This is a genomic window from Microbacterium sp. STF-2, from assembly GCF_034650155.1.
Classification (GTDB): Bacteria; Actinomycetota; Actinomycetes; order Actinomycetales; family Microbacteriaceae; genus Microbacterium; species Microbacterium maritypicum_A.
Genome location: NZ_JARKMW010000001.1, coordinates 2,015,310 through 2,037,451, shown reverse-complemented (window position 1 = coordinate 2,037,451; position 22,142 = coordinate 2,015,310). Strand labels below are relative to the sequence as shown.

Annotated in this window: 20 protein-coding genes and 1 riboswitch; of the genes, 17 read left to right on the top strand and 3 right to left on the bottom strand. The window is 69.6% G+C overall.

From position 1 onward, the window contains the following. Window positions 1-2: 2 nt before the first annotated feature. Window positions 3-905, bottom strand: a complete 903-nt coding sequence (locus MicroSTF_RS09845) for an NAD(P)H-binding protein (RefSeq protein WP_322955265.1) — start codon at window positions 903-905, stop codon at window positions 3-5. Window positions 906-972: 67 nt separating this feature from the next. On the opposite strand from MicroSTF_RS09845, the gene MicroSTF_RS09840 reads away from it, so the two are divergent. The 11 genes from MicroSTF_RS09840 to MicroSTF_RS09790 all read left to right on the top strand — a co-directional run bounded on the left by MicroSTF_RS09840 (window position 973) and on the right by MicroSTF_RS09790 (window position 9,775). After that, window positions 973-1,305 (top strand): metalloregulator ArsR/SmtB family transcription factor, encoded by a 333-nt coding sequence (locus tag MicroSTF_RS09840; RefSeq protein WP_021198263.1) that lies wholly within the window; start codon window positions 973-975, stop codon window positions 1,303-1,305. 46 nt (window positions 1,306-1,351) lie between these two features. Beyond that, on the top strand, window positions 1,352-2,953 hold the full coding sequence (locus MicroSTF_RS09835) for a protoporphyrinogen/coproporphyrinogen oxidase (RefSeq protein ID WP_322955262.1): 1,602 nt from the start codon (window positions 1,352-1,354) through the stop codon (window positions 2,951-2,953). A 162-nt stretch (window positions 2,954-3,115) separates the two neighbouring features. Next, window positions 3,116-3,574: a hypothetical protein gene (locus MicroSTF_RS09830; RefSeq protein ID WP_021198265.1), complete on the top strand. Its 459-nt coding sequence runs from the start codon at window positions 3,116-3,118 to the stop codon at window positions 3,572-3,574. Between the two features lies 1 nt (window position 3,575). Continuing rightward, window positions 3,576-3,983: a phage holin family protein gene (locus MicroSTF_RS09825; protein WP_021198266.1), complete on the top strand. Its 408-nt coding sequence runs from the start codon at window positions 3,576-3,578 to the stop codon at window positions 3,981-3,983. Beyond that, a complete protein-coding gene (locus MicroSTF_RS09820; protein WP_021198267.1) occupies window positions 3,970-4,242 on the top strand; it encodes a hypothetical protein in 273 nt (90 codons plus the stop codon). Before MicroSTF_RS09825 ends, MicroSTF_RS09820 begins: the two co-directional genes overlap by 14 nt. Before the next feature lie 79 nt (window positions 4,243-4,321). Then, entirely contained in the window at window positions 4,322-5,002 is a 681-nt protein-coding gene (hemQ, locus tag MicroSTF_RS09815) for a hydrogen peroxide-dependent heme synthase (protein ID WP_021198268.1), read from the top strand. 4 nt (window positions 5,003-5,006) lie between these two features. Next, entirely contained in the window at window positions 5,007-6,002 is a 996-nt protein-coding gene (gene hemC, locus MicroSTF_RS09810; RefSeq protein ID WP_322955253.1) for a hydroxymethylbilane synthase, read from the top strand. After that, the gene (locus tag MicroSTF_RS09805) at window positions 5,999-6,796 is read left to right on the top strand and encodes a uroporphyrinogen-III synthase (protein ID WP_021198270.1); all 798 of its coding nucleotides are present in this window, start codon (window positions 5,999-6,001) and stop codon (window positions 6,794-6,796) included. The genes hemC and MicroSTF_RS09805 overlap by 4 nt, the downstream gene beginning before the upstream one ends. After that, entirely contained in the window at window positions 6,793-7,770 is a 978-nt protein-coding gene (gene hemB, locus MicroSTF_RS09800) for a porphobilinogen synthase (RefSeq protein WP_029267862.1), read from the top strand. Before MicroSTF_RS09805 ends, hemB begins: the two co-directional genes overlap by 4 nt. Before the next feature lie 22 nt (window positions 7,771-7,792). Continuing rightward, window positions 7,793-9,115: a glutamate-1-semialdehyde 2,1-aminomutase gene (gene hemL / locus MicroSTF_RS09795; RefSeq protein WP_322955249.1), complete on the top strand. Its 1,323-nt coding sequence runs from the start codon at window positions 7,793-7,795 to the stop codon at window positions 9,113-9,115. A 210-nt stretch (window positions 9,116-9,325) separates the two neighbouring features. After that, window positions 9,326-9,775 carry a hypothetical protein gene (locus tag MicroSTF_RS09790; RefSeq protein WP_322955247.1) on the top strand — a complete coding sequence of 150 codons (450 nt, stop codon included), beginning with the start codon at window positions 9,326-9,328 and terminating at the stop codon, window positions 9,773-9,775. 103 nt (window positions 9,776-9,878) lie between these two features. Here the strand turns inward: MicroSTF_RS09790 and MicroSTF_RS09785 are convergent, their stop codons facing one another. After that, window positions 9,879-11,933: an ATP-binding cassette domain-containing protein gene (locus tag MicroSTF_RS09785; RefSeq protein WP_322955245.1), complete on the bottom strand. Its 2,055-nt coding sequence runs from the start codon at window positions 11,931-11,933 to the stop codon at window positions 9,879-9,881. 113 nt (window positions 11,934-12,046) lie between these two features. Between MicroSTF_RS09785 and MicroSTF_RS09780 the strand changes: the two genes are divergently transcribed. The 3 genes from MicroSTF_RS09780 (at window position 12,047) to MicroSTF_RS09770 (ending at window position 17,304) form a co-directional block, all read left to right on the top strand. Beyond that, entirely contained in the window at window positions 12,047-13,108 is a 1,062-nt protein-coding gene (locus MicroSTF_RS09780) for an enoyl-CoA hydratase/isomerase family protein (protein ID WP_322955243.1), read from the top strand. A 207-nt stretch (window positions 13,109-13,315) separates the two neighbouring features. Continuing rightward, window positions 13,316-15,043 carry an ABC transporter ATP-binding protein gene (locus MicroSTF_RS09775; RefSeq protein WP_029258535.1) on the top strand — a complete coding sequence of 576 codons (1,728 nt, stop codon included), beginning with the start codon at window positions 13,316-13,318 and terminating at the stop codon, window positions 15,041-15,043. Further along, on the top strand, window positions 15,040-17,304 hold the full coding sequence (locus MicroSTF_RS09770; RefSeq protein ID WP_322955241.1) for an ABC transporter ATP-binding protein: 2,265 nt from the start codon (window positions 15,040-15,042) through the stop codon (window positions 17,302-17,304). Before MicroSTF_RS09775 ends, MicroSTF_RS09770 begins: the two co-directional genes overlap by 4 nt. A gap of 117 nt (window positions 17,305-17,421) precedes the next feature. Here MicroSTF_RS09770 and MicroSTF_RS09765 read toward each other — a convergent pair whose 3' ends face one another. Beyond that, window positions 17,422-19,053 (bottom strand): D-alanyl-D-alanine carboxypeptidase family protein, encoded by a 1,632-nt coding sequence (locus MicroSTF_RS09765; protein ID WP_021198279.1) that lies wholly within the window; start codon window positions 19,051-19,053, stop codon window positions 17,422-17,424. An 82-nt stretch (window positions 19,054-19,135) separates the two neighbouring features. Beyond that, window positions 19,136-19,245, top strand: a riboswitch (TPP riboswitch). On the opposite strand from MicroSTF_RS09765, the gene MicroSTF_RS09760 reads away from it, so the two are divergent. From MicroSTF_RS09760 to MicroSTF_RS09750, 3 genes are all read left to right on the top strand, one after another. Further along, window positions 19,238-19,894 (top strand): ECF transporter S component, encoded by a 657-nt coding sequence (locus MicroSTF_RS09760; protein WP_021198280.1) that lies wholly within the window; start codon window positions 19,238-19,240, stop codon window positions 19,892-19,894. Its footprint overlaps the riboswitch before it by 8 nt. Then, complete coding sequence (locus MicroSTF_RS09755; RefSeq protein WP_416338486.1) at window positions 19,891-21,360, top strand: ABC transporter ATP-binding protein; 1,470 nt, start codon at window positions 19,891-19,893, stop codon at window positions 21,358-21,360. Before MicroSTF_RS09760 ends, MicroSTF_RS09755 begins: the two co-directional genes overlap by 4 nt. Further along, window positions 21,357-22,136 (top strand): energy-coupling factor transporter transmembrane component T family protein, encoded by a 780-nt coding sequence (locus MicroSTF_RS09750; RefSeq protein ID WP_136024085.1) that lies wholly within the window; start codon window positions 21,357-21,359, stop codon window positions 22,134-22,136. Before MicroSTF_RS09755 ends, MicroSTF_RS09750 begins: the two co-directional genes overlap by 4 nt. Window positions 22,137-22,142: the final 6 nt, after the last annotated feature.

The following is a 22,142-nucleotide window of genomic DNA, read 5'->3' as shown; positions in this document are numbered from 1 at the left end:
CCTCAGGCTCTCCGTGCCGCCTGCAGGCGGCGCGTGATCCGCAGGTCGTCGAGGGTGAAGCGTCCCTGCGGAAGTGCTTCGCGGATGCGCGCATCGTCGAAAGGGCGTGACGGCCGGATTCCGAGGGGCGCTTCCGGAGCGAACGGCGCGGGTTCGCTCACGCCTTCGGCGAGCATCCGCGCCTGGGCCTTCGCGACGAGCGGCACGACCATGGTCCACTCCGTCACCTGCGCCAGCGCGCGCACCATCCACGTCGGCACGGGGACGAAGGCGGGTCGGCGTCCGGCGACGCGGGCGATGCGGCGGATGGCCTCGCCGAGCGTGATTTCGTCGGCTCCCATGACGGCGATCGTCGGTTCCTCGATGCGGCCCTCGAGAGCGGCGACGAGCACATCGACCGCATCCTCGACCGGTACCGGCCGTGCCGTGCGCTCGCGATATCCGACGGTCCAGAAGAACGGCAGGGTCCGCACCGCCTTGGTCACGTGGTCGATCATGTGGTCGCCGGGGCCGTAGATCATGCCGGACTTGAGGATCGTGTGCGGGATGCCGGAGGCGCGCACGATCTCTTCCGTCTCCCACTTCGACTCGTGATAGCCGGACCCGCAGTCGGGGCGTGCCCGGAGGAAGCTGACGAGGACGATGCGCTGCACACCCGCGCGGCGAGCGGCCTCCACGACGGCTCTCGTGCCGTCGACGTGCACGCGACGGAAGGTCTGCTCTCCGATCTCGCGGTTGATCCCGGCGCAGGGCGCGACGGCGTCGCACCCCTCGAACGCGGAGGCCAGCGCGTCGACGTCGGTGATGTCGACGCCGTTTCGACGGGAGACGACGACCGCATCGTCGAGACGTTCGGCGAGGTTCCTGCCGACGAAACCGGTACCGCCCGTGATGGCAACTCGCATGATGCCTCTCCTTCGCTCATTAGCTACGCGGCTAAACACTATCTAGCAAAGGTGCTATATTGCAACCATGGCAGACAGCGCGACCGACATCTTCGCAGCGCTGGCGCACCCTACGCGGCGCCAGATCCTGCAGGACCTGAAAGACGGTGAGCTCGCGGCCGGCGAGATCGCGTCGCGCTTCTCCGCGAGCGGCCCGACCATCTCCCGTCATCTGAGCGTGCTCCGCCAGGCCGGACTCATCAGCGAGCGCCGCGACGCCAATCGCATCCTCTACTCCCTCGTCGGTGAGCGCCTGGCTCTCTCGGTCGGCGACTTCCTCTCCACGGTGTGCCCTGAGCAGATCGTGCTGCGCGAGGTGCGCAAGCGCGGGCGCGGTGCGTCGGAGCCCGTCGAGGCGTGAACCGTCCGTCGCCGGGGCCCGACCGGCCCGGTGCGAGAATTGACGCATGAGCCCTGAGCCCTCCGCTGCCGAGCCGTCCGACCTCGCCGCCCGTGCGGCGGACAAGCATGTCGTCGTGGTCGGAGGCGGCATCGGGGGCCTCGTCGCTGCGCGGGAGTGCGCCAAGGTCGGGATGCGCGTCACCGTGCTCGAGGCTGCCGACGAACTGGGTGGCGCGATCCGTCGAGTCGATCTGGATGGCGTGATCGTCGATGCCGGCGCCGAGAGCTACGCGACCAGGGGTGGCCTCGTGCGAGAGCTCGTCGAGGAGCTGGGACTGGCCGACCGCATCGTGGTCCCGCAGGCCGGCGGCGCATGGCTCGCCGGCATTCCCGGAGTGGGCGCGGCACCTCTCCCGGCCGGCGGCATCCTCGGCATCCCCGCCAACCCTTTCCAGCCCGACGTCCGCCGCATCATCGGGTGGTCCGGCGTCTGGCGCGCCTATCTGGATCGCGTGCGGCCGCCACTCACGATCGGCCACCAGCTCAGCCTCGGCAAGCTCGTCGCCTCGCGCATGGGGGCGAAGGTGCGGGATCGCCTCGTCGCTCCCGTGACGACCGGTGTCTACTCCGCCTCTCCCGACGACGTCGACATCGATGTCGCGGCGCCCGGACTCAATGCCGCCCTGACCCGGGTCGGCTCCCTCTCGGGGGCTGTGCAGACGCTCCGTGACGAGGCTGCGGCGAAAGCCTCTCACGCCGCGTCGGGGGCGAAGTCGCCAGCAGCGAAGACCCCCTCTACGACACCGGGAGCCGCCGTGGAGGGACTCTCCGGAGGTATGAGCACCCTCGTCGACGCGCTCGCCGCCGACCTGGTGCGGCTCGACGCCGACGTGCGCGCGGGCGTGCGCGTGCGCCGTGTGCGCAAGGTGGGGGCGGCCTGGACTGTCGACGTCGAGGTCGCGCCTACCCGTGAGGTTCCCTCGAGCGTCGACGACGCAGACCCGCTCGTGGTCGAGCTGCAGGCGGCCGTCGAGGATTCCGCGCCGCCCGTGATCGAGGAGCTCGCCGCCGACGCCGTCATCATCGCGACCCCCGAATCCGCAGCGCGGGAACTCCTCGCCTCGGTGGTGCCCGACCTTCTGAAGACAGAGGCCGCAGCCTCTCCCGAGATCGAGATCGTCACCCTCCTCCTCGACGCGCCGGAACTCGCCACCCCGCCCCGCGGTACCGGCGTGCTCACCGTCCCGGGCAGCCACACCGCCAAGGCGCTCACCCACTCGACGGCGAAGTGGGGCTGGGTGCGCGAGGCCGCAGGCGCTCGGCAGATCGTCCGGGTGTCGTTCGGCGCGCAGGGCGAGCCGGCGGCCACCGCGGGCCTGAGCGACGACGCGGCCGCAGACCTGGCGCGGCGAGAAGCCGCCGCCCTGCTCGGCGTCGCCATCGGCCCTGCGGCCGTCGTCGCCTCGCATCGTGGGCGCTTCGTGCAGTCGCAGCCGGCGTCGATCATCGGGTCCGGAGAAAGGCGCACAGCGGCGCGCGCAGCTGTCCAGGCGGTGCCCGGTGTGGCCGCGGTGGGGGCCTGGCTGGCGGGAACGGGGCTCGCTCAGGTGGTCCCGGATGCGCGGGACGAGGCCGACCGTCTGCGACGCGCCCTGTTGTGGGACTGATCGTCGGAGTGGGAGTGCCCTCCGTGTCAACCCTCTGACCCATAGATGCCGAAATCGGCATACGGGGTTACGCTGGGTACCTGGCCGCGGGGTGCGAAAGCCTGCGGCCGGTCCCAACCGGGCGAATCTGGCCGGACTACCGGAACAAGGTGAGGAGACCCCATGAAGGGGAAGATCGGACTCGTCGTCGGGCTCGGCGTGGGCTACGTCCTCGGCACCCGTGCCGGACGTGAGCGCTACGAGCAGATCAAGACGCAGTGGCTCAAGGTGTGGAACCTCGATCCCGTGCAGGAGCAGGTCACCAAGGTCAAGGGCTTCGTCGGCGACAAGGCCGCAGCCGTCCCCGGCGCTCTCTGGACCGGGGTCGTGAAGGTCGCGAAGTCGGTCAGCGGCAACGGCACGCCCGGTCAGCGGCTCGACTCCGCCATCGCCACCGGACGCGAGGCGGCGGAAGACCTCGCCGAGGCGACGGAAGAGGCGGTCGAAGCCGCGAAGGCCACCGCGTCGTCGAATGCCTCGTCGAGCAAGACGTCGACCAAGACCGCAGCCAAGCCCGCCGCGAAGAAGCCCGCGGCCAAGAAGCCGGCTGCGAAGTCCGCCCCCAAGAAGTCCGGCGCCTGACATGCCCCGCGGATACCGCGATCGCGCCGACGACAGCCTGCTGACTCTCCTCGGAGACCTGCCGGAACTCGTCACGAATCTGGTCAAGGCCGAGATCGACGCCGCGAAGGCGTGGATCTCGCGCACCTCGAAGGACGCCGGCATCGGTTCCGTGTGGTTCCTCGTCGCGCTGTTCTTCCTGTTCTGGGCCGTGCCGGTGATCCTCGTGTTCGCGATCGCCGGGCTGTCCTCCTGGTGGCCCGTGTGGCTCTCCGCGATCGCGGTGTTCGGCATCCTGATCCTCGCCGTGCTGCTGTTCGCGCTGCTCGGGATTCTCAAGTTCCGCAAGGTGCTCGCGCGCCAGAACCCGGCGCAGGCCGTCGCCGAGGACATCCGACTCGTGAAGGAGGCCGGCGATGACGAATTCTGAGTCGCTGCCGCGCACCGCCGTTCCTGGCGGGATCGTCGACCCCGTCGCCTCGGCCCGCGCCGAGCTGAAGGCCGCCCTCGCGGCGATCGAGGTCAAGGGGAACATCCCACGCCGGGTCGAGAAGGCATCGACGCGTGCGGCGGCGAAGGCCCGCGTGTTCGCGGACCGCAACCCGATCGGGGCGATCGCCGCCGCGGTCGGCATCGCCGCGGCGGTGGGGGGCGCGGTCTGGGCGATCGCGCGCTTCCTCTCGCGCTGAGGTGCAGCATTCCAGGATGCCGTGAGCAGCCCTCGCGGGTGATTAGCGGCTCCTGCGCAAACGAGGCAGACTGGGGAGCATGATGTCCGAAGAGCGCGATGAGAACCCGTCCGGCTTCACCCTCTGGGCTGTCTGGCGACGAAACCCCGACGTCCCCGTGACGGAGACCGACTCGACCGAGCTCGAGACGATCGTCTCCTACATCGAGGACTCCGGCGTCACCGTCCGCGGCTTCTACGACGTCTCCGGCCTCAAGGCCGATGCCGACCTCATGGTGTGGCTGCACGGCGACACTGCCGAGGAGCTGCAGAAGGCGCTCCGCCGCCTTCGTCGCACCGAACTTCTGCGTGCGCTGCTCCCGGTGTGGAACGTGATGGGCGTGCACCGCGACGCCGAGTTCAACCGCTCGCACGTTCCGGGCTTCCTCCGCGGGGTCGACCCCAAGGAATGGCTGTGCCTGTACCCGTTCGTGCGCACGCCCGAGTGGTACCTCGCGCCGGAGGAGGAGCGTCGCAAGATGCTCGCCGACCACGGCCGCAAGGGTGCCGCCTTCAAGGGTGTGCTCGCGAACACCGTCGCGTCGTTCGCGCTCGGCGACTACGAGTGGCTGCTTCCGCTCGAGGCCGATGAGCTCACCGACCTCGTCGACATGATGCGCGACCTCCGCTACACCGATGCCCGCATGTATGTGAAGGAGGAGGTGCCCTTCTACACGGGGCGCAGGCTCCGGTTCGACGAGATCGCGGACGTCCTCCAGTAAGCCCATGAGCACCCCCATCCGTCTGGGTACCCGTCGCAGTGCGCTCGCGCAGGCGCAGTCGGGCCATGTCGCCACGGCCCTCGAGAAGCTCTCGGGGCGTCGGGTCGAACTCGTCCCGATCACCAGCGAGGGCGACACGAATCGTGCATCCCTCTCCGAGATCGGCGGCCAGGGCATCTTCGCCACGCGCCTTCGCGAGGCGCTGTTCGCGGGGGAGTGCGATTTCCTCGTGCACTCGCTGAAGGATCTGCCGACGGCGATCCCCGATGGCCTCGTGATCGCCGCGACGCCGAAGCGTGAGGATCCGCGCGATGTGGTCCTCACCCGCGACGGCACCGCACTGCACGAACTGCGCTCCGGCAGCACGGTCGGCACCGGTTCGCCGCGTCGTATCGCGCAGGTGCATCGTCGGGCGCCGGGCGCCGAGGTGGTCGACATCCGCGGCAACGTCGACTCCCGTCTCGCCCGGGTCGCCTCCGGGGAGCTGGATGCGGTGATCCTCGCGGCGGCGGGCCTCTCGAGACTCGGAGCGAAGTCTCCGCTGCGACGGGAAGAGCTCGGTCTCGCCGAATGGCCGACCGCGCCCGGGCAGGGATCGCTCGCCGTCGAGACCCGTGCCGATGCACCGGAAGAGCTGCTCGCGGCTCTCGCCGGTCTCGACGATGCCGACACGCGTCTGGCCATCACCGTCGAGCGCGCGATCCTGCAGGGACTGGATGCCGGATGCCAGGCGCCGATGGCCGCGCACGCTGTGGTGGACGGCTCCTCGATCCGGGTCAGGACGGTCGTCTACGCCGCTGACGGAGGGCGCCGGATCGGCCTCGACGTCACCGAAGACCTGAACGGGGAGTATATTCGTCGGAACGGCAGTGGCAATGGAGCGGATGCTGCCGATGGTGCAGACCCGATGCACGCAGCGCGCGAGCTCGGGTTCACTGTTGCCCGTCGGCTGCTCGATCAAGGGGCGGCCGGCCTCGTATCCCGAGAGCAATCCTCATGACCACTTCCGAAATCAAGCAGGACCGACCGCTGGACGGCTGGCGAATCCTCGTGCCCCGTGGCGGGCCGTGGGGCGACAGCGTCGCCGCGAGTCTGCGCGCGCTGGGCGCCGTGCCCGTCGTCGCGCCGCTCATCAACTTCGCGCCGACGACCGATCAGGCGACGCTCGACTCCGCGCTCGCGCAACTGGCCGCGGGGGAGTTCGACTGGCTGACCGTCACCAGCGCCACCACCGTCGACGTGCTCTTCGCGCACCGGGCCGTCGTGCCGCGTGCGACCAAGATCGCCGCCGTCGGTGAGACGACCGCCGCGGCTCTGCAGGCGGTCGGCTACGAGGTGACGCTGGTTCCCGAGCAGGACAACTCCGCCGAGGGGATGGCGCAGCAGCTCATCGCCCTCGAGAAGGAGCCGCGCCGTATCCTCGCCCTGCGCAGCGAGATCGCGAAGCCGGTGCTGAGCCGGTTGCTCTCCGAGGCTGGTCACGACGTGCACGGCGTCGTCGCCTATCGCACGGTGGGAGTGCCGGTGACGGAGCGCATCCGCCGCGACGTCGAGAACGGACGGATCAACGCGATCCTGATCACCAGCGGGTCGGTCGCCGAGCAGGTGCGCGAGCAGTTCCCGGAGATCCCCGACGAGACGCTGCTCGCCGCGATCGGACCGCGGACCGCGAAGGACGCGCAGCGTGCGGGCCTGCCCGTGTCGGTCGTCGCCGACCGCCAGACCGTCGACGCGCTCATCGATGCGGTCTCGCACTTCACTCTTCCGCACGCGGCCGACGAGTTCGCGCCGTGAGCTTTCCCGACGTTCGACTGAGGCGTCTGCGGCAGTCGCGGGCGGTGCGGGATCTCGTGCGTGAGACCTCGCTGCAGCCTCGACAGCTCGTGCTTCCGCTCTTCGTGCGCGAAGGCATCTCCGAGCCCGTGCAGATCGGCTCGATGCCCGGCGTCGCTCAGCACTCCCTGGATTCACTGCGCGCGGCGGCGGTCCAGGCGGCGGAGGCCGGTGTCGGCGGAGTGATGCTGTTCGGCGTGCCCGCCGTCCGCGACGCCGTCGGGTCGGGAGCCGACGACCCGCACGGCATCCTGAACGTCGCGACCGAGGCCCTGGCCGCTGAGGTCGGCGACGCGCTCGTCGTGCAGACCGACCTGTGCCTGGACGAGTTCACCGATCACGGCCACTGCGGCGTTCTGGCCGCCGATGGCTCGGTCGACAACGACGCGACTCTCGAGCGGTACACCTCGATGGCGCTCGCACAGGCGCGCGCAGGTTCTCAGCTGCTGGGGCTTTCCGGGATGATGGACGGCCAGGTCGCGGTGATCCGCCGGGCGCTCGACGGCGAGGGGTTCACCGACACCCTCCTGCTCGCGTATGCCGCGAAGTACGCCAGCGCCTTCTACGGACCCTTCCGCGAGGCTGTCGACTCTCAGCTCACCGGCGATCGTCGCACGTACCAGCTCGACCCGGGCAACCGGCGCGAGGGTGTGCGCGAGGCCGTCGTCGATGAGGCCGAGGGAGCCGACATCGTCATGGTGAAGCCGGCGATGGCCTTCCTCGACGTGCTGCGCGAGGTGCGCGACACCGTGAGTATTCCAGTGTGGGCATATCAGGTCTCCGGCGAGTACGCCATGATCGAGGCCGCCGGTGCGAACGGGTGGATCGACCGTCGCGCGGCCATCCTCGAGTCCCTTCTCTCCATCCGCCGCGCCGGTGCGGATGCGGTGCTCACCTACTGGGCCACCGAAGCGGCCGGCTGGCTGCGCGACTGACTTCTGCGAGGAGCTCTCCTTCATGACCGACCGCAACGACGACCTGTTCTCCGCTGCCCGCACGGTGATTCCCGGTGGGGTCAACTCGCCGGTGCGCGCCTACGGATCGGTCGGCGGCACGCCGCGGTTCCTCGCCTCGGCGAAGGGCGCGAGGGTCACCGATGCCGCCGGTCGCGAGTACGTCGATCTCGTCGCCTCGTGGGGTCCTGCGCTTCTCGGGCATGCGCACCCGGAGATCGTCGCCGCGGTGCAGGAGGCGGCGTCCCGCGGGCTCTCGTTCGGTGCTCCGACCGAGGGCGAGGTCGAACTCGCCGCGCTGATCGCCGACCGTGTGCGGTTCGGCGAGACCCGACCCATCGAGCGCGTGCGCCTGGTCTCCACGGGCACCGAGGCGACCATGACGGCCATCCGCCTCGCGCGCGGTGCCACCGGTCGCGACCTGCTCGTGAAGTTCGCCGGTCACTACCACGGCCACTCCGACGGCCTTCTCGCGGAAGCCGGTTCCGGCGTCGCGACGCTCGCGCTGCCGGGCTCCGCCGGGGTGCCCGCGCCGATCGCCGCCCAGACCCTCGTGATCGGCTACAACGACCCGGAGGCCCTGGCCGCCGTGTTCGCCGAGCACGGTCAGCGCATCGCCGCCGTCATCGTCGAGGCCTCGGCTGCGAACATGGGCGTGGTCGCTCCGCTGCCCGGATTCAACCGTCTGATCGCCGAGACCGCGCATGCTCATGGCGCACTGATGATCCTCGACGAGGTGCTCACCGGATTCCGGGTGCACCCGGCCGGATTCTGGGGGCTGCAGGCCGCCGCCGGCGAGGACTACCTGCCCGACATCTTCACGTTCGGCAAGGTCGTCGGCGGGGGCATGCCGCTGGCCGCGCTCGGTGGACGTGCCGAGGTCATGGACCTGCTGGCCCCGCTCGGGCCGGTCTACCAGGCGGGCACACTGTCCGGAAACCCGCTCTCGGTCGCTGCGGGTCTCGCGACGCTGCGGCTCGCGACCCCCGAGGTCTATGCGACCGTCGACGCCGCATCCGCTCGGGTGTCCACCGCGCTCGACGCCGCGCTCACGTCGGCCGGTGTCACGCACGCGGTGGCCACCGCCGGCAACCTGTTCAACGCTTCTTTCCGGGCCTCGGCGCCGCGCAACTATGCCGAAGCGCAGGCGCAGGAGTCGTTCCGCTACGCGCCGTTCTTCCACTCGCTGCGCGAGCAGGGCGTCGCTCTTCCGCCGAGCGTGTTTGAAGCCTGGTTCCTCACCGCCGCACACGGCGAGGAGGAACTGCAGCAGATCGAGGCCGCACTTCCAGTCGCTGCGACCGCTGCGGCTGCGGCGCGGCCGTAACGCGGGCACACGCGCACACGGGTTTCACTCTTCGACGCCGACGCCAGCGGTGCTTCTCGGCGCCCGGATGCCGCGATGAATCGAGTATAGTACATATATTCGAATCTCGGGAGGAATGCGTGATGACTGGTGCTGATCGACAAGGGATCGTTGCGTTCCTGTGAGCAACTTCCAGACAACTGGCAGGGCCGCGCTGGCAGACTGGGGGACATGGTGACGTTGCTGCTGGACCAGTCGCAACTGGAGGTCGTGCTCTCGCCGATCGAACGTGCCGCCACCTTCCACCGTGACAACCTCCGTATCGCGCGCGACACCATCACCAAGGTGCAGCTGACGGAAGACGCCTGGACCTGGCTCCGCGGAGTCCCGAACCCGGGGACGCACATTCCCGGTGTTCTCGCCGCAGGCAGCTGGAAGGCCGCGGGCAGCCTCGACTTCGTGCTGATCCGCCGGCGTCGCCCGAGCGTCGTGATCGATCTCGAAGGCGACCCGCAGTACCGCCGACTGATCCTCACCACCAGCCACGGGCTCGCGCTCACTCAGGCACTCCGGCTCGATGTGTCGACCGAACCGGCGAACGTCGAGGAGATCGTGGCCACGGCACCGGTCCCGGTCTCGAAGGGACGACGACGCCCCGTCATCCGCCCCCGGCCCGCCTGACGCCGACGTCGGGAGGCGGTGCCTCGCGATGCACGGCCTCCCTTCAACGCAGAACGCCCTCCAGACCCGCAGGTCCGGAGGGCGTTCTCGTCAGCCGAGTCGCTCAGCCGTGCTGGTGATCCCCGTGCTGGTTCTCGCCGTCGTGGTTCTCGCCGTCGTGGTTCTCACCGTCGTGGTTCTCACCGTCGTGGTTCTCGCGAGTGTTCTCGTCAGAGTCATCGGGAGTCGTCTCGTCGCCTCCCGCGGAACCCTCGGCCAGGGGCACGGTGTCGATGACGCCCGTGGAGGCGACGCTCCAGTGTGCGTTCTCCGCGGGGGCCTCCGGCGTATCGACGTCCGCAACCTCGCCGTCCGCAACCTCGCCGTCCGCAGCCTCGCTGTCCGCAGCCTCGCTGTCCGACGCCTCGCCCTGGGCGGGCTCGTCCTCTGCGCCCAGCGGGTAGTCCTTGGGCTCGTCCTCGTAGTACGCGCGGGCGGCGGCCGCGAGCATGGAACTCACCGCTGCAGAGCGCGGGTCCTCCTCGTCATCGTCGGAAGAGCTGGTGTCCTCGGTGTCGGCGGATGAGGGGCCATCGCTGTGGGAGGACAGCGCGTCCGATTCCGTGGCGACCGATGCGTCGTCGAGATCCGCGAAGATCTCGACCCCGCTGTGGTCCTCGTCACCGGAGGTCAGGTCGGACGGCGTCGTGTCTGCGGTGTCCGCCGGCACGGCGGCGCCGAACAGGATCTCATCGAAGGATCGAGCCGGAGCCTGTTCGTCTGTGGACTGTTCGCCGAGGGTCGGAGCGTCGCCCACCTCGAACGGACCCGAGGCGACGTCGCCGGACTCGCCGATCGATGCTTCTTCGCCCGGTGTTTCCTCGACAGAATCTTCTTCGTCCGGAGCGTCTTCGGCGGGAGTCTCCTCCTCGGACGTCGACTCTCCGGTCGCGATCGTATCGGTGGAATCCACGTCGGCGGAGGACTCGTCCGCAGCGCTCTCCGCGCTCTCTGCCACGGAGGCCTCGGATGCGTCGGACACGTCGGATGCGTCAGCGCCGACGGAGGCTGCCAGATTCGAGGCCACGGCCTCGCCTGCGGGAGCAGACGCAGCCTCGGCCGCCCAGGCGGCTGCTGCGGCCACCGGGATGGCGACCACGGAGTCGGCGGGTGCCGGAGATGCTTCTTCGGGAGCGGCCTCTGCGGGAGTCGACTCCTCGGGCGCAATCTCCGGGGTGTTCGGCGCGACGAGCGGGGTCGCCGTTGCGGGAGCGCTCGGCGCGAACCGGCCACCCCGCATCAGGTCGATGAAGACGTCTTCGAGAGTCGGCCCGCGCTGCACCAGGGTGCTCAGGGCGATGCCTGCGTCGGCCGCGACGGCTCCCACGGTCTCGGCGTCTCCGCCGCGCACGGTCAGACCCGAGCGCAGCACTTCGATGTCGAACCCGGCCGCAGCGAGCGCGGACGTCAGCCCGGCGCGATCCGCGGCGTCCACGATCACGGAGCCGCCCTTGGGGTCGGCGAGCGTCTCGATTCCGCTGGCCAGCACGAGCGTGCCCTTCGAGAGCACGAGCACGTTGTCGGCGACCTGTTCGACCTCGCTGAGGACGTGCGACGACACGAGGACCGTGCGTCCCTCGTCGGCGAGGCGACGCATCAGGAGTCGCATCCAGCGGATCCCCTCGGGGTCGAGTCCGTTGGCCGGCTCGTCGAAGACGAGGGCCCCGGGGTCGCCGAGGAGCGCGTTCGCGACGCTGAGCCGCTGACGCATGCCGAGCGAGAAGCCGCCGATGCGCGAGTCGCCCTCGCCCTCGAGGCCGACCAGGGAGAGCACTTCGCCGACGCGTGCCAGCGGGATGCCGTTCGCCTTGGCGGCGATGGTCAGCTGGCGCTCGGCGGTGCGACGGGGACGGTAGACGGTCTCTTCGAGTACCGCGCCGATCGTGCGCAGCGGCTGGCGGAGCTCGGCATACGTCGTGCCGCCGATCGTCGCCGTGCCGGATGTGGCGCGCACCTGGCCGAGCAGGATGCGCAACGTGGTGGTCTTGCCGGCTCCGTTCGGGCCGAGGAAGGCGGTGACGGCTCCGGGCTCGACGCGCGCGGAGAAGTCCGAGACGGCGGTCACCTCATTGAAGCGCTTCGTCACGTGCGTGAACTCGAGCACCTGTCCTTCAGGCATCCGTGACCTCTCGTCGCATTTGAACAGTTCCTCCCTATCCTGCCGGAAAACCCTGTCGGATCCCGCATTTCGCGCGGAATGACGCCCTTGCCGAAAGGGGTAGCCTGGCCAGCGTGACCGATTCTCACGCTGCATCCCGCGTCCTCGTCCGCACCGAAGGGGCGCTCGGGCGGCTCACGCTCAACCGCCCCGAGGCCATCAACGCCCTCGACGTCGGCATGATCGAGAGCCTCACCGCAGCGCTGAACGCCTGGCGCGACGACACCGACGTGCAGATCGTGCTGCTCCACGGAGCGGGGGATCGCGGCATGTGCGCCGGCGGCGACGTGCGGGCTCTGCACGGGCAGATCGTGGCGGGGCAGGCTGATCAGACCGCGGAGTTCTTCCGTGCCGAGTACGCGCTGAACGCGATGATCGCCGAATACCCCAAGCCGGTCGTGTCCTTCGCCGACGGCATCACGATGGGGGGAGGCATCGGCCTGGCCGGGCACGCGGCGATCCGCATCGTCACGGAGCGCTCGAAGCTCGCGATGCCGGAGACGCGCATCGGATTCACGCCCGACGTCGGCGGCACCTGGCTTCTCGGCCGTGCCCCCGGGCGCTTCGGCGAGTACTTCGGCCTCACCGGAGCGACGATGAGCGGCGCGGATGCCGTGTACCTCGGCTTCGCCGATCACTTCGTGCCGTCGGACCGCCTCGACGCCTTGAGCGAGGCTCTCGCCTTCCGCGCCGATCCGACGGGGCCCAGCGAGATCGTCCTGCTGTTCGACGAGACGCCGGAGCCCTCGCAGCTCCCGGCGTGGCGGGAGTGGATCGACGACGCCTTCTCCGCTCCGACGGTGATCGAGATCATCGATCGCCTGCAGGCCCAGGGCACGACGGAGGCCGCCGCGATCGCGGACCTTCTCGAGGGCCTCGCGCCGACCGGCCTCGCTGTCACGCTCGATGCGGTGCGCGAGGCGCGTGAACTTTCGGGGCTTCGTGCCGCACTCGAGGGCGAGTACCGCCGCGTGCTGTGGTTCGTGAACGAGCACCCCGACCTCGTCGAGGGCATCCGCGCGCAGATCGTCGACAAGGACCGGGATCCGAAGTGGGACCCGCCCACGCTGGCCGAGCTCGCCCCGGACGCCGGCGCCCCTGCACGCGCGTACGTCCCGCAGCCCGCCCTGTTCTGAGAAGGCGGTCGGCGACTTCCTTCGCCGTTGTTCGCCCGTGTGCAGAAACCGCTGATCGGGACGGGAAGCGGTTCGCTGTGAGCGAAGGTCCCCCATGAGGGGGATACGAATGTCCGCGGATCGTGGCACTCTGTCTTGTGGCCGATTGTCGGTCGGCATCCGTCTGCCGAGAAATCCGCCGCTTCATCCTTCCTAGAAAGTCCGCCTGTGCTGGGAAAAATCCTCCTCCGCTATCTCTCCCGATACCGATGGTTGCTGCTCGCGGTGCTGGTCTTCCAGCTCGCCAGCGTCGCAGCGACCCTCTACCTCCCGCGACTGAACGCCGACATCATCGACAAGGGCGTCGCCCGCGGTGACACCGGCTACATCTGGAGCACCGGTCTGTTCATGCTCGCGGTCTCGCTGGGGCAGATCATCGCCTCGGTCACCGCGACGTACTTCGCCGCGCGCGCAGCGATGGGCGCCGGCCGCGACATCCGCGCCGACGTCTTCGGCAAGGTCAGCGGCTTCTCCGAGCGTGAGGTCTCGCAGTTCGGCGCCGGCTCGCTCATCACCCGCAACACGAACGATGTGCAGCAGGTGCAGATGCTGGCGATGATGGGCGCGACCATGCTCGTCACGGCGCCGCTCCTCGCGATCGGCGGCATCATCTTCGCCGTGCAGACGAACGTCGGCCTCAGCTGGCTCATCGCCGTGTCTGTGCCGCTGCTGCTGATCCTGGCCGCCCTCGTGATCGGGCGCATGGTCCCGCTGTTCCGCAGCTACCAGGGCAAGCTCGACAACGTCAACCGCATCATGCGCGAACAGCTCACCGGCGTGCGCGTCGTGCGGGCATTCGTGCGCGAGCGCATCGAGGAAGACCGCTTCCGCGGCGCCAACACCGACATCATGGTCGTCGGCCGCAAGGTGGGCTCGCTCTTCGTGCTGCTGTTCCCGCTGTTCATGCTCATCCTGAACGTCACGGTCGTCTCGGTCATCTGGTTCGGCGGCATCGAGGTCAACAACGGCACGGTGCAGGTGGGCACACTGTTCGCCTTCATGCAGTACATCGGCCAGATCATGGGCGGCGTCATCATGGCGAGCTTCATGGCGATGATGATCCCGCGCGCCGCGGTGTCGGCCGAGCGCATCGGCGAGGTTCTCGACTCCGAGTCCACGCTGGTCCGCCCCGAGAACGGCGTCACCGAGTTCCCGGTCCCCGGATCCGTGGCGCTCGACGACGTCGAGTTCACCTACCCCGGTGCCGATTCCCCCGTGCTCACCGGCATCAGCTTCGCCGCGCAGCCGGGTGAGACCGTCGCGATCGTCGGCTCCACCGGCTCCGGAAAGACGACCCTCGTGTCGCTCATCCCGCGCCTGTTCGACGTCTCGGGCGGCTCCGTGCACGTCGGGGGCACCGATGTGCGCGAGGCCGACGTCGAGTCGCTGTGGGACAGCATCGGCCTGGTGCCGCAGCGTCCGTTCCTCTTCACCGGCACCGTCGCGTCGAACCTGCGCTACGGCCGGGAAGAGGCCACCGACGAAGAGCTGTGGCACGCGCTCGACATCGCACAGGGTCGCGACTTCGTCGAGGAGATGCCCGATGGTCTCGACTCCCGCATCGCCCAGGGCGGCACGAACGTCTCGGGTGGTCAGCGTCAGCGACTCGCGATCGCCCGCGCGATCGTGCACCAGCCGCAGATCCTGGTCTTCGACGACTCGTTCTCGGCCCTCGACCTCACGACGGACGCGCGATTGCGGCAGGCGTTGTGGCGGGAGCTCCCGCACGTGACGAAGATCGTGGTCGCCCAGCGCATCTCCACCATCACGGACGCGGACCGCATCGTCGTCCTCGACGGCGGAACCATGGTCGGCGTCGGCACGCACGAGGAACTGCTCGAGACGAGCGACACCTACCGAGAGATCGTCGAGTCGCAGCTGGGGGTGGACGCATGAGCGCGCAGGACAACAACGAGAAGCGCACGGCCAGACGCGGCCGCGGCAAGGCGGCAGCGCCCGTCGCCGAGGTCGAGCTGAGCGCCGAGGAGAAGTACGAGGCCGAGCTCGCCGAGCAGGCACGTCAGAACTCCGGCGACTGGGACAGCGTCGCGCCGGGCAAGGCCGACAACTTCGGTCCGAGTTTCGCGCGCATGATCGGGCTGCTCAAGCCGTCGGCCATCTGGTTCGTCTTCGTGTCGATCCTGGGTGCGATCGGCGTGGTCCTGACGGTCGCGGCGCCCAAGGTGCTCGCCGAGGCCACCAACCTCGTCTACAAGGGCTTCATCTCCATCCAGCTCGGACAGCCGACCGACGGGTTCCCCGGCTTCCCGGCCGGGACCTCGCAGGACGTCGTCGTCGAGGCGCTGCGGGCCGGTGGGCAGGACGACTTCGCGAACCAGGTCGGCGCGCTGGGCGACTTCACGGTCGGCCAGGGCATCGACTTCGACGCACTGCGTCTCGTCATCGCCGCGGTGCTCGGCATCTACGTGGCCGCGGCCTTCCTCACCTGGATCCAGGGCTACGTCATCAACGTGATCATGGTCCGCACCATGTGGCGGCTGCGCGAGTCGGTCGAGGCGAAGATCAACCGCCTGCCGCTGGCGTACTTCGACAAGGTGCAGCGCGGCGAGCTGATCTCGCGCGTCACGAACGACATCGACAACATCACGCAGACGATGCAGCAGTCGCTCTCGGGAGCACTCACTTCGGTGCTCACCGTGATCGGCGTGCTCGTGATGATGTTCTCGATCTCGTGGCAGCTCGCGCTCGTCGCCCTCATCACGCTGCCGCTCATGGGCGTCATCTTCGGCATCATCGGACCGCGCTCGCAGAAGGCCTTCGGCACCCAGTGGCGCAAGGTCGGTCGCCTGAACGCCCGCGTCGAGGAGGCATTCTCCGGCCACGCGCTCGTGAAGGTCTTCGGCCGGGAGAAGGATGCGCTGGACAAGTTCCAGGTCGAGAACGAAGAGCTGTTCCAGGCGAGCTTCAAGGCACAGTTCCTCTCCGGCATCATCATGCCGGCGATGATGTTCGTCGGAAACCTCAGCTACGTGGGCATCGCGGTGCTCGGGGGTCTGATGGTCGCGAACGGCCAGCTCCGTCTCGGCGACGTGCAGGCGTTCATCCAGTACTCGCAGCAGTTCACGCAGCCCCTGTCCGAGCTGGGTGGCATGGCCGCGGTCGTGCAGTCCGGCACGGCCTCCGCCGAGCGGGTCTTCGAACTGCTCGACGCCGAGGAGCAGGAGGCGGACGACGCCGATGCCCCCGAGCTGGTGGAGGGCAAGGGCGTCATCGAGTTCGAGAACGTCGCGTTCTCGTACACACCCGAGCGTCCGCTCATCCGCGACCTGTCATTCCGGGTGGAGCCGGGGCAGACCGTCGCCATCGTCGGTCCGACCGGTGCGGGAAAGACGACCTTGGTCAACCTGATCATGCGCTTCTACGAGCTCAGCGGCGGGCGCATCATGCTCGACGGCCAGGACATCGCCGAGGTGACCCGCGACGAACTGCGGTCGCGCACCGGCATGGTGCTCCAGGACCCGTGGCTGTTCGCCGGCAGCATCCGCGAGAACATCCGCTACGGTCGCTCCACCGCGAGCGACGACGAGGTTCTCGCCGCCGCCAAGGCGACCTATGTCGATCGCTTCGTGCACGCCCTCCCCGAGGGCTACGACACGGTGCTCGACGAGGATGCCGCGAACGTGTCGGCAGGCGAGCGTCAGCTCATCACCATCGCGCGGGCATTCGTCGCTCAGCCGTCGATCCTCATCCTCGATGAGGCCACGTCGGCCGTCGACACCCGCACCGAACTGCTGCTGCAGCACGCGATGGCCGCGCTTCGTGAAGGACGCACGTCGTTCGTGATCGCGCACCGACTGTCGACCATCCGCGACGCCGACCTGATCCTGGTGATGGAGCACGGTGACATCGTGGAGAAGGGGACGCACGACGAGCTCATCGCCGCGCAGGGCGCCTACTGGCGTCTGTACCAGTCGCAGTTCGAGCAGGCGGCGACCGACATCGACGCCGAAGACGCCCTCACCGGCACGACGCCCGTCGTCGTCTCGGGCGATGCGAGCGATGCCGAAGGTGCAGGAGAGGAGGCTGCGGCCGCCGTTGCCGGAGCCTCGATCGGTGCTCAGCTGCCCGCTGCCGAGACGGCGGCAGCCCAGGCCCTGCTGGAAGACGGGGCCGACGGTTCGAGCCACCGTTCCTGAGCGTTCCCGCCCTCCGGCATCCCCACGACGACGCCCCACTCCGCTCTCGCGGGGTGGGGCGTCGTCGTACGCGGATCGCGTCGTCGCGGGCGCCGGCACGGCGCGCGTGACGAGGTGTCAGGAGCGGTCGGCCCTGATTCCGAGCAGCTCGAGCGGGTGGGTCAGACGCCACCACGGGCTCGGCCCCTCCACATCCTCGGCCAGCACCAGAGGCGTGGTGACGGTGTTGAGCGGACCGGTCGTCGTCAGCGTGCCCACGGCGTCGTCCTGTTCACGGTCTTCGCCGAGATCGAAGGCCGTCGCCGCGGTGGCGGTCGCCCCGTTCCACAGCACCACATCGGCATCGGTCTCGGTGATGACGTCGACCTCCTCCCCCCAGGGGGTCGTGACCTGACCGACCACGGTGTCCTTCGCGACGGCGGGCGGCTGCGCCTCCAGCGCCGCTTCCGCCTCCGCGAACAGGGAGCGGGTGAGAGCGAGTCGCTCATCGTTGCCGGCCTGGTTCAGCGCCGCGGCGAAGAGGTGCACGGTCGTGTCGCCGATGACGACGTCCTTCGCGGTGAGCAGGTTCCAGCCGACGAGTGTGCCGGTCTTGACGCCGACGACACCGGGATCGTCGAGCATCCCGTTCGTGTTGACGACGGTGCCGGCGCCCGGGAGGTCCACCGACTTGGTGCCGACGATCTCGGCGAACACCGGGTTCTGCATGGCACGCTCGCCGAGGGCGACCAGCGCCTCGGGGGTGGCCACATTACGCTCGTCGAAGCCGGACGGCGTCACCACGGTGATGCCGGTGAGGCCTCGTTCGCGCAGCCACACCTCGGCGGCCCGGGCGAATTCGCGATCGGACCCCCAGATCTCGCTCGCGAGCCGGTCGATGTAGTTGTTCGCCGATCCCATCAGCGTGCCCTGCAGGAGTTGGTATTCGGTCAGCACCCCGCCGATCGGCACATCGAGTGCGGACTGGTCGCTGCGCCGGTAGTCCCAGTACTTCACGCTGTCGGCCCGGGTGAACGAGAACTCGGGCCCCTGTTCGCCCACCGCCAGCGGCATACGGTCGAGCACCATCAGGCTGCTCACGACCTTGGTGATGCTCGCGATGCTCACCGCATCGGGGATCGAGGCCGCAGTGGTCATGCCGGAGATGCCGACGGCGCCCGCGCCCTCGGTGGGCCAGGTGACGGTGGCTGCGGCAGCGGGCGTCGTCGCGAACTCGACGGACTGCACTGTCGGAGGTACCTCGTGCAGCGGCCAGAGCAGCGTGGTGCCGGCATACGCGGCGACGAGGCCCACGAGCGTGGCCAGCGGAACGAGGATGCCGGGACGGGCGATGGCCGGGCGCAGGCGTGCCCCGCGGAGCAGGCCGTTCGTCCGCTCGGCTTCCGACGTCTCGTCGAGAGTCGCGGTGGCGGTGTGGTCGGCCACCGTCGCGGGGTCCACCCAGGTCAGAGCGGTGGCGGTGGTGGTCTCGTCCGCCCACTGGGGGGTGGTCGCGTCGAGCGCGGCGAGGGGATCGTCGGCGTCTCCCGCGGCAGTCTCACGCGGAACGAATGGCGGTTTCGTCAGAGCGGGCGTGGCCGGTTCCGGGGCGACCACCGATTCCGGTGCGAGCGCGCGCGTCGACGTCTGCTCGGCCGTGAGCACCGAACCGCCCGACGCGGCATCGACGGAGCCGGAGGGGGCGGTGGTCGCGGGGCCGTCGTCACGGACGACGCCCGTCGCCTCGTCGGCGGGATCTGTTGCGGTCACTCGTTCACGGTACCCAATCCCGGGCGGGTTCCGCGGCGCACAGCCTTGTCGCCACGCGGGTGTCGCCAGCGGGTAGGATCTTCAGCACAACCACGGGAGTCCGGCGAGCCGGGCTGAGAGGGAGCGAATCGCGCTTCGACCGTCGAACCTGATCTGGGTCATGCCAGCGCAGGGAGGAGTTCAGATGAGTACGCCTACGTCCACATCCGCACAGCAGGCATCCGCCGATGCGAACGGGCTGCACCGCCCATCGATCTGGCGCTGGCGCGTCGTCGACATCGTCGTCGCCGCTGTCCTCGGCGTCGCGATCGGTCTCGTGTTCTGGGGATGGAACACCATCGGATACGCGTGGTTCGGCGCGGCCGACGCCCTGACACCGGGCCTCGGTGGCATCGCCGTCGGCATCTGGCTGCTCGGCGGTGTCGTCGGCGGTCTCGTGATCCGCAAGCCGGGGGCCGCGCTCGTGGTCGAACTGGTCGCCGCGATCGTGTCGATGCTGATCGGCAACGTGTGGGGTGTCTCGACCGTGTTGTCGGGCATCGTGCAGGGCCTCGGTGCAGAGATCATCTTCGCCCTGTTCTTCTACCGTCGTTTCGGGATCGCAGTCGCTGCGCTCGCCGGCGTCGGAGCCGCCGTGGCCGCCTGGGTGTTCGAGCTGTTCTACGGCAGCTCGCCGAACATCCTGAAGTCGGTCGAGTTCAACACGATCTATCTGATCAGCGTGGTCGTCTCCGGGGCGATCCTGGCCGGCGTGGTCGGTTGGCTGCTCGTACGCGCCCTCGCCGTCACCGGCGCCCTCAACCGCTTCGCCGTCGGGCGAGAGCACGTGCGCGAGGTCTGAGCGTGACCTTCGCCTCCCCGGCCCGCGTGCAGGCTGCGGGCTGGGGCTGGCGGTACGCCGGTCGAAAGCGTCCCGCCGTCGCGGACGTCTCCTTCACGATCGAACCGGGCGAGCGGGTGCTCCTGCTCGGCGCCTCGGGTGCAGGGAAGTCGACGCTGCTCGCCGGCCTCGCCGGGGTCCTCGGCGATGACGACGAGGGGGAACGGACGGGGTCTTTGCGCATCGACGGTGCGGCCCCCGAGTCACGGCACGGTCAGGTCGGACTCGTCCTGCAGGACCCGGACGCCGGCATCGTGCTGTCGAAGGTCGGCGACGACGTCGCGTTCGGCTGCGAGAACCTGGGCGTCGCGGCGTCCGAGATCCCGGGTCGCGTCGCCGAGGCGCTCGACGCCGTCGGCCTCGATGTTCCGCTGCGACGCCCCACGAAGGCGCTCTCCGGCGGGCAGAAGCAGCGGCTGGTGCTGGCCGGTGTGCTCGCGATGCGACCGGGGCTGCTGCTGCTCGACGAGCCCACCGCGAACCTCGACCCGGAGGGGGTGCGGGAGGTGCGGGCGAGTGTCGAGCGCGCCGTCGAGACGACCGGCGCGACGCTCGTGGTCGTCGAGCACCGCACCCCGATCTGGGTCGATCTGATGACGCGCGTGATCGTGTTGGCGGCCGACGGAGGACTCCTCGCCGACGGTGCGCCCGCGCAGGTGTTCGCGGCCCACGGCGACGTGCTCGCCGATGCGGGGGTGTGGGTGCCCGACCGCGGCATCGACCTTCCGATGCTCGAACAGGTTCCTGCCTCCGATGCCCTCACGGCCTCCGCGCTCTCGATCGCGAGAGAGGCGGGCGTCGTCGTGCAGTCGGGGCTCGACCTGCGCGTGCCGCGTGCGAACGCGACCGTGATCACCGGGCCGAACGGCGCGGGCAAGTCGACGCTCGCACTCACCCTCGCCGGCCTCATCCCGGAGCAGGCCGGCGAAGTGCGTTCGGCGCCCGAGCTGGCGGGGCGCAAGGGCCCCCGCCCGATCCGCTGGTCCTCGCGTGAGCTGCTCACCCGCATCGGCATGGTCTTCCAGGAGCCGGAGCATCAGTTCCTCACGCAGACGCTGCGCGACGAGCTCGCCGTCGGCCCGCGAGCCCTCGGGTGGGACCGCGCGAAGACGGACGGCGTCGTCGAGGAACTGCTCGAGCGCCTCGGACTCGCGTCTCTCGCGCTCGCCAACCCGTTCACGCTCTCCGGCGGGCAGAAGCGTCGACTGTCCGTCGCGACCGTGCTCGCGGGAGCACCCGAGGTGATCGTGCTCGACGAGCCGACCTTCGGGCAGGACCGGCGTGGGTGGATCTCGCTCGTCGCGCTCCTGCAGGAGGAGATCGCGCGCGGTCGGTCGATCGTCGCGGTCACGCACGACGACGCCGTGATCCGGTACCTGGGCGGGCATCGCATCGAACTGGGACGCGAAGGGGAGGCGACATCGTGACGGCGGTCGAGACCGTACGGACGGTATGGCTCGACGGTGTGAACCCGGTGACGAAGCTGGTGCTCGCCGTGCTGCTGTCGGTGCCGCTGTTCGCGTCGATCGACGTCACGAGCGCGCTGGCCGCGATCGTCCTGCAGCTGCTCTGCCTGCCCTTGACCGGACTGCGGCTGTCGACGGTGCTGAAGCGCCTGCTGCCGATCGCGATCTTCGCACCGATCGCCGGCGTGAGCATGCTGCTCTACGCCGAACCCGCAGGGCGGATCTACTGGACCTTCGGATTCGCCACGATCAGCGAGGATTCCATCACGCTCGCGATCGCGGTGAGCCTGCGCGTGATCGCGCTCGGACTGCCGACGATCCTGCTCTTCGGCGGCACCGACCCCACAGAGCTCGCCGATGCGCTGGCCCAGGTCGCGAAGCTCCCCAGTCGCTTCGTGCTCGGCATCCTCGCCGGCACCCGGATGCTGGGCCTGTTCCTCGACGACTGGCGCACCATGAGCCTGGCCCGTCGTGCACGGGGCGTGGGGGATCGGGGTGTGCTGCGACGATTCTTCTCGATGGCCTTCGTGCTGCTCGTGTTCGCGGTGCGGCGCGGGTCCACGCTGGCACTCGCGATGGAGGCGCGCGGCTTCGGCTCCGGCATCCCCCGCACCTGGTCGCGACCGTCCCGGTTGCACCCGCGCGATGCGGTGGCGCTGATCGGCGGCATCGCGATCATGGCCCTCGCCCTTGCCGCCGCCGTCCTCGTCGGGACCTTCCGATTCGTGTGGAGCTAGGGTCGG

What these genes read in the sequence shown, in the direction of transcription:
- MicroSTF_RS09825 (WP_021198266.1), top strand. Translation starts at nt 3,576, where the DNA reads ATGCCCCGCGGATACCGCGATCGCGCCGACGACAGCCTGCTGACTCTC.
- MicroSTF_RS09835 (WP_322955262.1), top strand. Translation starts at nt 1,352, where the DNA reads ATGAGCCCTGAGCCCTCCGCTGCCGAGCCGTCCGACCTCGCCGCCCGT.
- hemL (WP_322955249.1), top strand. Translation starts at nt 7,793, where the DNA reads ATGACCGACCGCAACGACGACCTGTTCTCCGCTGCCCGCACGGTGATT.
- MicroSTF_RS09830 (WP_021198265.1), top strand. Translation starts at nt 3,116, where the DNA reads ATGAAGGGGAAGATCGGACTCGTCGTCGGGCTCGGCGTGGGCTACGTC.
- hemC (WP_322955253.1), top strand. Translation starts at nt 5,007, where the DNA reads ATGAGCACCCCCATCCGTCTGGGTACCCGTCGCAGTGCGCTCGCGCAG.
- MicroSTF_RS09760 (WP_021198280.1), top strand. Translation starts at nt 19,238, where the DNA reads ATGAGTACGCCTACGTCCACATCCGCACAGCAGGCATCCGCCGATGCG.
- MicroSTF_RS09805 (WP_021198270.1), top strand. Translation starts at nt 5,999, where the DNA reads ATGACCACTTCCGAAATCAAGCAGGACCGACCGCTGGACGGCTGGCGA.
- hemQ (WP_021198268.1), top strand. Translation starts at nt 4,322, where the DNA reads ATGATGTCCGAAGAGCGCGATGAGAACCCGTCCGGCTTCACCCTCTGG.
- MicroSTF_RS09820 (WP_021198267.1), top strand. Translation starts at nt 3,970, where the DNA reads ATGACGAATTCTGAGTCGCTGCCGCGCACCGCCGTTCCTGGCGGGATC.
- MicroSTF_RS09840 (WP_021198263.1), top strand. Translation starts at nt 973, where the DNA reads ATGGCAGACAGCGCGACCGACATCTTCGCAGCGCTGGCGCACCCTACG.
- MicroSTF_RS09785 (WP_322955245.1), bottom strand. Translation starts at nt 11,933, where the DNA reads ATGCCTGAAGGACAGGTGCTCGAGTTCACGCACGTGACGAAGCGCTTC.
- MicroSTF_RS09790 (WP_322955247.1), top strand. Translation starts at nt 9,326, where the DNA reads ATGGTGACGTTGCTGCTGGACCAGTCGCAACTGGAGGTCGTGCTCTCG.
- MicroSTF_RS09845 (WP_322955265.1), bottom strand. Translation starts at nt 905, where the DNA reads ATGCGAGTTGCCATCACGGGCGGTACCGGTTTCGTCGGCAGGAACCTC.
- MicroSTF_RS09770 (WP_322955241.1), top strand. Translation starts at nt 15,040, where the DNA reads ATGAGCGCGCAGGACAACAACGAGAAGCGCACGGCCAGACGCGGCCGC.